Raw genomic sequence first — 11,444 nt, 5'->3', positions numbered from 1 at the left:
GGGCTAAAATTGTTTACTTATTGGTTTCGATGTCTTGTAAATCCTCATCGTGCTTTTCCATCTCCCACGGCAGTACACCTGGGCTGTGATGTCTAAAGTGTAAGTAGTTTTCGAACTGGTTAATGACATCATTAATAATATCTGTCATTTCGTAACCATAGAGATCGTATGATTGACCGCCTTGGCGTAAGAACAGCTCGGCACGATAGTAGTGCTCATTCTTGTGGCTAGGACGTAGCACAAATTGCGGCATCGAATACTCACGTAAACGAATTTCGTAGGCAAAGTCGAGGTCGCCTTCGCGTTCAACGGTTAGCATAATACGTTCATGCTCTTCGTCTTTAGTAAATTGAGCGGGCCAATCTTGTGCCTCGAGCTCAGCTTTGACCTTCTCTAAAGCTTCGCTCGCACGACCATAAATAAACTCTTTTACTTCGCTTTGCTGCGGGAATTTGACCAAGCCACGTAACCGCTTCTTCCAGTAATCAGGTCCTTCGTTAACGCCACGGCGGTGAGACTGACGGTGACTCTTCAGGCTTGAATACTGGTGACCCTCAATAACTAACGCGCGCCACATGCCGACGGCAGCAATCAATATGATAATCGCAAACGGAAAGGCGCTTGTGATGGCTGCGGTCTGTAATGCATTTAAACCACCTGCAACGAGCAGTACCGCAGCAACTAAGCCTTCGGTCGATGCCCAGAAGACGCGCTGCCATACAGGCGTTTCACCAACACCGCCAGACGCCAGCGAGTCGACAACGAGCGAGCCAGAGTCAGATGATGTGACGAAAAAGGTAATAATTAATAGTACGGTCGCGAAGCTCAGTACATTCGTAAGTGGCAAGTTTTCAAATAGCTTAAACAACGCGATAGCTTGGTTGTTTTGCACCTCGGAGATCAACGAGGTATAGCCCTCGTTCATAATCATGTTAAGCGCCGTATCCCCAAATACCGCGAACCAAAAGAAAGTAAAGAACGTGGGCACTAACATCACACCCAAGACGAACTGACGAATCGTGCGCCCACGACTGATTTTGGCAATAAATAGACCGACAAATGGTGCCCAAGCGATGGTCCAACCGAAGATAAAGAGTGTCCAGTTACCTATCCAATCACTGCGGGTATAGGCCTGCAGATTGAAGGTACGTTCCACGATGCCACTCAAGTAGGCGCCTGTGTTTTGTAGGTAAGTCTCAAGAATATGGATAGTTGGACCCACTGCAAAAACGAATATCAGCAAGAACATCACCAGCGCCATGTTCAATAGAGAAAGGCGCTTTATCCCTTTGTCCATGCCGGCAACAACCGAAGCAATGGCGGCAAGCGTAATCACGGCAATGGCAATCACTTGTACCGTGGTATCAACGGGGATGTCCTCCCAAAGGTAATTCAATCCCGTATTTATTTGGATAACCGAAAGACCCAGCGTGGTTGCGATACCAAACAGGGTGCTCAGAATCGCAAAAGTGTCGATAGTGTGTCCTGCTGGGCCGTGAATCTTATCACCAATTAAAGGATATAAGGTCGACCGCATCGATAGCGGTAGACCATGCCGAAAGGAAAAATATGCCAGAACAAGACCTACCAGGCCGTAAATAGCCCAGATGTGAAAGCCCCAGTGGAAGTAGGCGATTTGCATCGCTTGTTTAGCGGCATCGACGGTTTCGGCGGCCCCAACTGGAGGCTCGGCAAAGTGCAATACAGGCTCTGCAACACCGAAAAATAATAACGCAATGCCGTATCCGGCGGAGAAGAGCATGGCGAACCATGAGGTAAAGCTATACTCGGGTTCGCAATGATCGGGTCCGAGTTTAATTCGTCCCCATCGTGATAAGGCAACACCGACAATAAAAATCAAGAATAATGCGACGGCTAGCATATAAAACCAACCGAAATGCTCCGTGATTCCAGCTAGAGTTGCACTAAAAAGGTTGCCAGCTAGCTCCGGTGCGCTTAAAGTGCCTACTACCAATAAGGCTATAACGATAACTGCGGGGAGGAAGACGGGAACCAAAATGGCGTTGCGCCAATTTCCTTTGGCGTTGGACATAAATTGCTCCTGTTATCTATAATTCTTGTTCGTTTATATATAGCCTACTGTGTCTTTATGGAAAAAGCTCACAATTGGTGATTACTGTTTAATGGCAAATGAAATCATTCTTAGGGAAGGAAAATGGCTAGAACACCACAATTTGATAGGGATATTGCACTCAACAATGCCATGCTTTTGTTTTGGAAACAGGGCTACCACGCAACATCAATGAAGGATATTGAATATGCGTTGGATATGCGTCCAGGTTCAATCTATGCGGCCTTTGGTAACAAAGAGTCATTATTTAATGAAGCACTGAGAACTTACGGCGAGCGACTTATCGACCAGTACACAGCGTTATTGTTTGAAGGCTCCGATGTAATGGACGGCTTCCGCCAAGTCATGATTACTATGGTGGGCGAATGTGGTCAGAACAAGCCGAGCATGGCGTGTATGATCGTAAAGAGCATGCTCGAATTGCATACCCTTGATGATGCAGATGCATCAACAGCGATTAATTATATTGATCGGTTTGAGAATCTATTCAAAGAAGCATTCCTACTGGCAAAAGAGCGCGGGCAATTAAGCGCTTCGGCTGATCCAGAGCGCTTGGCGTTGTTGTACCAAGCGACTCTAATCGGTGTGACGACGTATGCTCATCGTGGTTTAGATAAAACAGATCTGAATCACTTAGTTGAGGATGCTTTGTTGCGTATTTTACCGCTTAACTAAAAATGCGTCGCTGTAGCCTGCAGGACGAAAGCGCGTCGTCATAAGTAAAATGACGACGCCTACTAAAATATGAAACGCCCAACCCAACTGATAATTGCCACTTAAATCTCGAAACGCACCGGTCACGAGCGGCATAACACTCGCAAATATAAACCCAATGCCTTGCATGAACGAAACGAGTCTACCCGACTGTACGGGATCCTCGATATGATCGAGTGCCATGACAATACACAGCGGGAACGCACCACCCAAACCGAAGCCACAGAGCGCAGACCACAACCAAGGTGCTTGTTCTGGCAGCCAGCATAACCCTGCAAAACCAATCATTTGTGTAATCACGGCTAATGCTAACCACGGACGCCGATCCATGCTGCGTGATAGCGTTGGCAAAATCAGCGCACCCATTACCTGAACTAAAGAGAATAGTGCGAGTAGATTACCGGCTTGCTGGGTGGTCCAGCCATATTCACCATAAAACGGAGCAATCCAAGCTATAAAACCGGCGTAACCTGCATTAACTAAAGCAAAGTAGGCGCCTAATAGCCAGCTTCGAGGATACTTGAACGCTTTAAGCAGTTCATTTCGTGGAGGGATATCGGCTCTTGGCACTCGGTTGGCGGGGGCCGACCACAACGCTAAAGTCATGATCGCTAGAATGGCCCAACTGGCGAGCGCGATGGAGTGAGAGTCAAAGTGAGTATCTAACCAAGGTGTTAAAACCGCTCCCAATGCAGCACCGCCCATGAGCGCCGCTGACCAAACGCCGGTCATGGCACCCAATCGATGTCGGAATTGTTGTTTAGTTAATTCGGGAATAATAATGTGCAATAACGCAATGCCGAAGCCACCAATGATTGCACTTGTAACAAGCGTCGTCGCCGAGGCGGGCCAAGCGCGAATAGACAAACCACCGATAAGAACAAGCAAGCCGGCGGCGATACCGCGTTGATAACCAAGCGCTCGCGTCATTCTGCCTGCAAACAGCGCAAGAATACCAATCATCATGATGGGAATCGTGGTAAGTAATGAGAAGCTACTGTAGGGCATGCCTGAGGCTGCCTGCAAGTCCTGAGTGAGCGGGCCTATCGAGGTAAGCAATGGGCGTAAATTTAATCCTAAAAGTATCAATAGGAGTATCGCAAACCAAACACGTGTATTGCCTTGCTGTGTGATGCTCATGGCGTCCTTGGCATTATTTAAAAGCGTTTATGATACTGATTTCCGTATAAAGTGCGAATGTTAACTTTTTCCAAATCTCGCTGCCCGTGTTATTCTTGCTCCCCATATAAAGCAAGGTACTGTGTTTTTTATGGCAAATCACACTGGCAATTTATTTATTATTGCAGCGCCAAGCGGCGCAGGCAAATCGAGCCTGATCGGCGCGTTGTTGAATAAGCATAATGATGGCTCAATGCAGGTTTCTGTCTCCTGCACTACCCGAGCGCCGCGTCCCGGCGAACATGACGGCGTGCACTATCACTTTTTATCGGTTGCAGGGTTTGAGGAAAGAATCGAGAAAGGGGAATTCTACGAGTGGGCGAAAGTCTTTGATAACTATTATGGCACCTCAAAAAAAGTGATAGAGGAAGGTTTAGCTGCAGGCATCGATATTTTCCTTGATATTGACTGGCAGGGCGCGCAGCAAGTGCGTGAACACCATCCTGATACTTGCTCTATTTTTATTATGCCGCCTTGTTTGGCGACTTTAGAACAGCGTCTCAGACGCCGCGGACAAGACAGTGATGAAGTCATCAGTAAGCGGATGGCAAAGGCTCAAGCAGAAATGTCTCACTATCATGAATTTGATTACTTGTTGGTAAATGATAATTTTGACGATTCATTAGCGCAGCTTGAGCACATTGTTTTAGCGCAACGTAATGCAATGACTGTGCAGCAAGAGCGTCATAAAGCTGTGATAAACGAATTACTTGGCTAATTGCGCTTATTTCCGTATAATTATTAGCCTTTCGAAGAATTTCACTCAGGTTGGATGGAGAGTAGAGCATGGCTCGCGTAACTGTAGAAGACGCTGTTGACCGCGTAGGTAACCGTTTTGATTTGATCTTGCTTGCTGCACGCCGAGCGCGTCAGCTGTCAGTCCAAGGCAAAGATCCATTGGTTGAAACAAAAAACGAGAAACCCACGGTTATCGCTTTACGCGAGATCGAGCAGGGTAAAATTGATGCTGATCGCTTGGACGCCGAAGAGCGTGCGGCGCAGCAAGAAGCAGACGCAGAAGAAATGCGCGCGGTTGATGCGTTGCGTCGCGTTGAATAAGCCAATTATTAGCTAAAGGGCTGACCCTTTAGCAGGATGAGTTCGCACTCATACTAAAAGCCAACGGTCTATTCCGTTGGCTTTTTTGTCTTTTGCTCTTATGCTGTCAGTAAGTATCGGTATTTACCGCAGTAGAAACTTTGCCTAATCGCCCACAAATGGAGTCTTTCGGTGTATTTATTTGAAGGCCTGAAAAATCAAATAAGTGAGTATTTGCCAAGCGATCAAGTTGATCGTGTTGAACATGCCTTTAAAGTGGCCAAGGATGCCCACAGTAGCCAGAAGCGTAGTAGCGGTGAACCCTATATAACTCACCCTGTTGCGGTTGCCAGCTTACTAGCGGATATGCGCCTTGATCACGAAACCCTGATGGCAGCGCTGCTACACGATGTCATTGAAGATACCGAAATCAAGGAAGAGGACCTTGCTGAAATGTTCGGTTCGACAGTCGCTGCGTTGGTCGAAGGGGTTTCTAAACTCGATAAGTTGCAGTTCAACTCTAAAGAAGAAGCGCAAGCCGAAAACTATCGTAAAATGATCATGGCGATGACGCAGGATATTCGTGTCATTTTGATCAAGCTAGCTGATCGTACGCATAACATGCGAACAATACAGCACTTAAGACCCGATAAACGCCGCAGGATTGCCCGAGAGACACTAGAAATTTATGCCCCGCTTGCTCACAGACTGGGTATTCACGATGTTAAAAATGAGCTTGAACGACTGGGCTTTTGGGCGCTATTTCCTTGGCGCGCCAAACTATTGGAGTCTGAAGTTAAAAAAGCGCGCGGTAACCGTCGAGAATTTATGGAACGTGTTCAACATGAAATCCATGCCAGACTCGAAGGCAATAGTATTAGCGCACGGGTGATGGGGCGTGAGAAGCACTTGCACAGTATTTACCGCAAGATGTTGAATAAAGAGCTGCGTTTTAATCAGGTCATGGATATCTATGCTTTTCGTGTCATTGTTGATTCGGTGGATACCTGTTATCGCGTGTTGGGCGCGCTACATAACCTATACAAACCGATTGAAACTCGTTTTAAAGACTACATTGCGATTCCTAAATCAAACGGTTATCAGTCTCTGCATACATCGTTAAAAGGGCCCCATGGCGTTCCTGTCGAGATTCAAATCCGCACGGAAGAAATGGATTTGATGGCGGATCGCGGGGTGGCTGCACACTGGCTTTATAAAAATAATGATGATTCGGGCACCACGGCCCAGGTAAGAGCACGTAAATGGATGCAAAGCTTATTGGAGCTGCAACAAAGTGCAGGCAGTTCGTTCGAGTTTATTGAAAATGTTAAGTCGGATTTGTTCCCCGACGAAATATACGTATTTACGCCAGATGGGCGCATCGTCGAGTTACCTCAAGGCGCTACTGCTGTCGACTTCGCTTATGCTGTACATACGGATGTGGGCAATACATGCGTCGGTGCTCGTGTTAATCATCGCACATACTCACTGAGTAAACCGTTGGAAACGGGGCAAACAGTCGAGGTTAAAACGGTTCCTGGCTCAAGACCCAACATTGCATGGCTCAACTTTGTTGTCACCGGAAAAGCGCGCGCTAAGATCCGTCAGTTTTTAAAAGGGCAAGAAGCTTCCGAGGCAGAACATTTGGGCGAGCGTTTGTTGCGCTCCGCGTTGGGATCTCTGAGCTATGATGAAATTCCTAACTCAGAGTTTGAACGTGTGATTGCTGAATTGAAGTTAGAAACACGTGGTGAACTGCTGAAGCAAATCGGTTTGGGTAATCTGATGTCGCTCGCTGTTGCAAAACGGCTAATGGGCGAGTTGCAACCACTGAAAGATGAGAGCTTGAACCGTAAAAGTTTGTCGATCAAAGGTGCTGAAGGGCTGTTGGTCAGTTTCGCTAAGTGCTGTCGGCCGATTCCTGGCGACGACATTATTGCTCATGTCAGTCCAGGGAAAGGGCTGGTGATTCACCGTCGTGAGTGTAAAAACGTTCGTGGTCATGAAGATGAGCCTGGACGTTACTTCCCGGTGGAATGGGATAATAATCCAGAAGCCGAGTTTATTTCCGAGATTAGAATCGAGATTATCAACCATCAGGGCGCACTGGCTAAGCTGACTTCAGCTATTGCGACAACAGGCTGTAATATCGATGGTCTCAAAACTGAAGAAATCGATGCCAACATTTATTTTATTGATGTGGCACTGACTATTAAAAATAGAAAGCATCTCGCTGATGTGATTCGTCATATCCGTAAGATGCCTGATGTACAGCGCGTGACGCGCTTAAGGAAGTAAAATGTCTAAGGTAATCATTGCAACAGATAAAGCGCCTGCGGCGATAGGCACATACTCGCAAGCGGTAAAAATCGGTACCACCGTCTATCTTTCAGGTCAGATTCCGCTTGATCCTGAAACCATGGAGTTAGTATCCGAGGATTTTCAACATCAAGCCGAGCAAGTGTTTAAGAACCTAGCAGCGGTGTGTGAAGCCGCCGGTGGCGAACTTCAGGATATGGTGAAAGTACAAATCTACTTAACTGATTTAGGTGAGTTTGCCATCGTCAATGAAGTCATGGCTCGCCACTTCAGCAAACCTTATCCAGCGCGCGCGGCTATTGGTGTGAAGCAGCTGCCAAAAGGTGCTCAGATTGAAATCGACGGTATTCTCGAACTACCAAGCACCAATTAATTTTTGATAGAAGCGGTCTAAGTGACCGCTTCTGTTTGTTCGGGTATACGATCCTCAAGTGGCTTACGCCATACGATAATTACTAAAGCGACCGCACCTAAGATAAAGCAATAGCCGGTATGGATACTCACCGATAATGGGGAAATACCGAAACTCGCCCCCATGAGTAATGCCTGCGCGCCATAAGGCAATACGCCCTGCACAACACAGGCAAAAATATCCAATAAGCTGGCGCTTTGGCGCGCTGCTAAATTACCTTTTTTAGCTAAGCGAGCACTGACTTCTCCCGCAAGCAGAATACTCACTGTGTTATTCGCGACACAGAGATTTGTAAGTGATGTAAGGCCAGCGACGCCAAGCGCAGAAGACCGTTGTTTATGCTTACTTAAGCGGCTGGTGACCGCTTCAACGGCTTTGGCAAGGAAAGCCAAACCGCCCTGCTGACGGATCAAGCCGGAAAGCCCACCTATCAGCAACGACAGCAAGAAGATTTCTTGCATCGATGAAAAGCCATCGTAGATATCCTGACTAAATTTTACCCACTGGTAATCTACCGCAACCATGCCAAATGCAGCGGCCAATACGATACCAAGACCCAACACCGCAAATACGTTCAAACCCATTACTGCCAGCACGATAATGGCGAAATAGGGAATACATAACCATAGGTTTGCGTCGGGAATATTGAGCGGCGCGTTACTGGTGTCGTAACTGACTAACCAAAGCATCGTAATAATTGCCGCGGGAATCGAGATTTTTAAGTTTGCTTTAAACTTATCCCGCATACTACAGCCTTGTGTGCGTGTGGCTGCGATCGTGGTATCAGAAATAATTGATAGATTATCACCGAACATAGCACCACTGACCAATACCCCCGCGAGCAACGGCAGACTGATGTCTGTTGCTTCGCCAATGCCTAATGCTACGGGAGCAAGGGCAGCCAAGGTGCCCATCGAAGTCCCCATCGCGGTCGAAATCACACCGGCAATAATAAACAGGCCGGGCAGTAAAAATGACGCTGGGATAATACCTAAACCAAGGGCTACCATGGCATCAACACCACCGGTTGCTTCGGCGACCGTAGAAAATGCACCGGCTAATAAATAGATCATGCACATGGTCACAATGTTGCTGTCACCTACACCCGCGACAAAGGTGGCGATGCGTTCTTCGAACGCTTGTTTGCTGAGCAAAATACCTAACGCAATCGCAGGTAAAATAGCGACGGGGCTTGGTAGTTGATAAAAGGCGTACTCGACGCCCTCTGACTGAAAATAAATGCCTGTTCCTAAAAACAGCGCGAGGAACAAAGCAAGTGGCAACAACGCCTTAGCACTAGCGGGTTGCGCAGGAATTTGTGACGACATAAGTGACCCTTATGGTAATTCGATATTTTTATTTGGACGTCCAGAAGTTTATATAGCTAACTGATGTGATGCAACCTTTATTAAAAACCGTGTACACTACTCGTATAGTAATTGGCGTAAAGAGGCAAGTATGAGCCCAGAAGAATTGCATCTTCAGATTCGTAATCTTCGATTAGATGATTACGAGCAGTTAAAAGAGTTAATGGATGCCATCTACACCGATATCGGTGGTGCGTGGAGCAGTTTTACCATCGAGAAGTTGATCAAAGACTTCGCCGAAGGACAGTTTTGCCTCGAAGATAATGGTCGCATTATTGGTGTGGCGTTGACCGTGAAAGTTGCCTATAACAAATTTTCGAACCCGCACACTTACGAGGATTTGATTGGGCATCGCGAAGCCATTCTTAATGATAAGAAAGGTGATGCATTGTATGGCCTGGATGTGCTGATTCATCCAGATTATCGCGGCTACCGTTTGGGCCGCCGTCTTTATGATGCCCGTAAAGAACTGTGTCGCCAGAAAAACCTGCGCGCCATTCTTGCCGGTGGGCGTATCGTTAATTACCACAAGTACTCAAACGATCTGTCTCCGTCACAGTACTTAGATAAAGTACAACGCCGTGAAATCTATGATCCGATCCTGACTTTCCAGTTAGCGAACGACTTTAGTGTGAAGCGCTTGCTGGGCAAGTACTTACCTGAGGACGAACGTTCGCGAGGTTTTGCCACGTTATTGGAATGGAATAACTTCCTCTACGATCCGTCAACAAACATGCTGAATACGCGCGTTCAAAATGTGCGTGTCGGTGCGGTGCAGTGGCAAATGCGATCAGTCGAGTCTGTTGATGAGCTTCTTCAGCAAGTCGAGTACTTTGTTGATGCGCTTTCAAGCTACCAGAGTGACTTTGCTGTGCTACCCGAATTTTTTAACGCGCCGCTGATGGGGTTAACCGATCAGAGCCAACAGATGAATGCCATTCGCTTTCTCGCCGGTTTCACCGAGCGATTTAAACGCGAAATGTCGCAAATGGCCGTCAGTTACAATGTAAACATCATCACGGGTTCAATGCCGTTACAAGACGGCGACAGTATCTACAACGTGTCTTACTTGTGTCGTCGCGATGGCTCAGTTGAAGAGCAGCGTAAACTGCATATCACTCCGCACGAGAAGCGTGACTGGGTCATTGAAGGCGGCGATGATGTGCGCGTATTCGATACCGATGCGGGACGTGTCGGTATTTTGATTTGTTACGACGTCGAATTCCCTGAGTTGGGTCGTATTATGGCTGAAGAGGGACTTGAGATCCTGTTTGTGCCCTTTTGGACCGATACACGGAACGCGTATCTGCGCGTTCGCCATTGTGCACAAGCACGTGCCGTTGAAAACGAGTGTTACGTAGTGATTTGTGGCAGTGTTGGTAACTTACCTGAGGTGGAAAGTTTAGACGTACAATATGCGCAGTCTGCTGTATTTTCGCCGTCGGACTTTGCCTTCCCACACGATGCCGTGATGTCAGAAACGACCCCGAATACAGAAATGCTGATGTTCTCTGACTTGAATTTAGATGAACTGCGTTATCTGCATCACGAGGGTTCAGTGACCAATAAGAAAGATCGTCGTACCGATATTTATGACGTAGTAAGAAAGCACAGAAGTTAAAGGCTATCAATGAGTCCAGAACGTTATCAACGCATTACCGAGATGCTGGCGTTTCGCCAGCCCGACTTAACTGTCGTCATGGAAGGCGTGCATAAGCACCATAACTTATCGGCGGTAGTGCGTACTGCGGACGCGGTGGGCGTCCATGAAATGCATGCCATATGGCTTAGCAGCAAAATGCGCGTGTCCGGCGGCACTGCTTTGGGAAGTCAAAACTGGGTCAACGTGCATCATCATAGCCAGTTAAGCCCTGCGGTAGAGCAAATAAAGCAACAAGGTATGCAAGTCGTGGTGACTCACTTGTCTGATCAAGCGGTGGATTTTCGTGAAATCGATTACACACAGCCTACTGCAATCTTGTTAGGTCAGGAAAAGCACGGTGCGACTGAAGAGGCGCTGAAAATTGCCGATCATCACGTCAAGATTCCGATGGTTGGTATGGTGCAGTCGCTGAATGTCTCAGTCGCAGGTGCGGTAATGCTTTATGAGGCGCAGCGTCAACGTGAGCAAGCGGGAATGTATGACGCTATACGTTTAAGTGATGCCGAACAGCACCGCGTACTGTTTGAAGGTGGCCATCCAATTTATGCCAAAGCCTGTAAACGTAAGGGACTACCGTATCCGCCGCTAGATGAACACGGGCAAATTGTCGCGGATAACGAGTGGTGGTTAGCCATGCGCGCAGCTAAAAAGCGAGCCTAA

The 11,444-nt window shown here is 47.4% G+C and carries 10 protein-coding genes; 7 read left to right on the top strand and 3 right to left on the bottom strand.

The features are described from left to right. Window positions 1–13: 13 nt before the first annotated feature. Window positions 14–2,053 carry a BCCT family transporter gene (locus BFR57_RS00180; RefSeq protein ID WP_071462086.1) on the bottom strand — a complete coding sequence of 680 codons (2,040 nt, stop codon included), beginning with the start codon at window positions 2,051–2,053 and terminating at the stop codon, window positions 14–16. 123 nt (window positions 2,054–2,176) lie between these two features. Between BFR57_RS00180 and BFR57_RS00175 the strand changes: the two genes are divergently transcribed. Further along, complete coding sequence (locus tag BFR57_RS00175) at window positions 2,177–2,767, top strand: TetR/AcrR family transcriptional regulator (protein WP_071462085.1); 591 nt, start codon at window positions 2,177–2,179, stop codon at window positions 2,765–2,767. Here the strand turns inward: BFR57_RS00175 and BFR57_RS00170 are convergent. Beyond that, complete coding sequence (locus BFR57_RS00170; RefSeq protein ID WP_071462084.1) at window positions 2,753–3,946, bottom strand: cyanate transporter; 1,194 nt, start codon at window positions 3,944–3,946, stop codon at window positions 2,753–2,755. The two genes, BFR57_RS00175 and BFR57_RS00170, sit on opposite strands and share 15 nt — an antisense overlap. Window positions 3,947–4,076: 130 nt before the next feature. On the opposite strand from BFR57_RS00170, the gene gmk reads away from it, so the two are divergent. The 4 genes from gmk to BFR57_RS00150 all read left to right on the top strand — a co-directional run bounded on the left by gmk (window position 4,077) and on the right by BFR57_RS00150 (window position 7,715). Then, window positions 4,077–4,703 carry a guanylate kinase gene (gene gmk / locus BFR57_RS00165; RefSeq protein WP_071462083.1) on the top strand — a complete coding sequence of 209 codons (627 nt, stop codon included), beginning with the start codon at window positions 4,077–4,079 and terminating at the stop codon, window positions 4,701–4,703. A gap of 68 nt (window positions 4,704–4,771) precedes the next feature. Further along, window positions 4,772–5,044 (top strand): DNA-directed RNA polymerase subunit omega, encoded by a 273-nt coding sequence (gene rpoZ, locus BFR57_RS00160; protein WP_006954443.1) that lies wholly within the window; start codon window positions 4,772–4,774, stop codon window positions 5,042–5,044. Window positions 5,045–5,215: 171 nt separating this feature from the next. After that, window positions 5,216–7,321 (top strand): bifunctional GTP diphosphokinase/guanosine-3',5'-bis pyrophosphate 3'-pyrophosphohydrolase, encoded by a 2,106-nt coding sequence (gene spoT / locus BFR57_RS00155; protein WP_071462082.1) that lies wholly within the window; start codon window positions 5,216–5,218, stop codon window positions 7,319–7,321. Between the two features lies 1 nt (window position 7,322). Next, window positions 7,323–7,715, top strand: coding sequence for a RidA family protein (locus tag BFR57_RS00150; RefSeq protein WP_071462081.1), 393 nt, complete (start codon window positions 7,323–7,325; stop codon window positions 7,713–7,715). Between the two features lie 17 nt (window positions 7,716–7,732). On the opposite strand, the gene BFR57_RS00145 is transcribed toward BFR57_RS00150, so the two are convergent. Further along, on the bottom strand, window positions 7,733–9,082 hold the full coding sequence (locus tag BFR57_RS00145) for a Na+/H+ antiporter NhaC family protein (protein WP_071462080.1): 1,350 nt from the start codon (window positions 9,080–9,082) through the stop codon (window positions 7,733–7,735). Window positions 9,083–9,212: 130 nt separating this feature from the next. Here BFR57_RS00145 and BFR57_RS00140 point away from each other — a divergent pair, with 130 nt between their 5' ends. Next, a complete protein-coding gene (locus BFR57_RS00140) occupies window positions 9,213–10,742 on the top strand; it encodes a bifunctional GNAT family N-acetyltransferase/carbon-nitrogen hydrolase family protein (protein ID WP_071462079.1) in 1,530 nt (509 codons plus the stop codon). A 9-nt stretch (window positions 10,743–10,751) separates the two neighbouring features. Continuing rightward, window positions 10,752–11,444 carry a tRNA (guanosine(18)-2'-O)-methyltransferase TrmH gene (trmH, locus tag BFR57_RS00135; RefSeq protein ID WP_071462078.1) on the top strand — a complete coding sequence of 231 codons (693 nt, stop codon included), beginning with the start codon at window positions 10,752–10,754 and terminating at the stop codon, window positions 11,442–11,444.

Origin of the sequence: Idiomarina sp. MD25a (assembly GCF_001870515.1) — a bacterium.
Taxonomy (GTDB): Bacteria; Pseudomonadota; Gammaproteobacteria; order Enterobacterales; family Alteromonadaceae; genus Idiomarina.
Note: the sequence above shows the minus strand (reverse complement) of the source record. Positions and strands in the feature narration are given on the sequence as shown.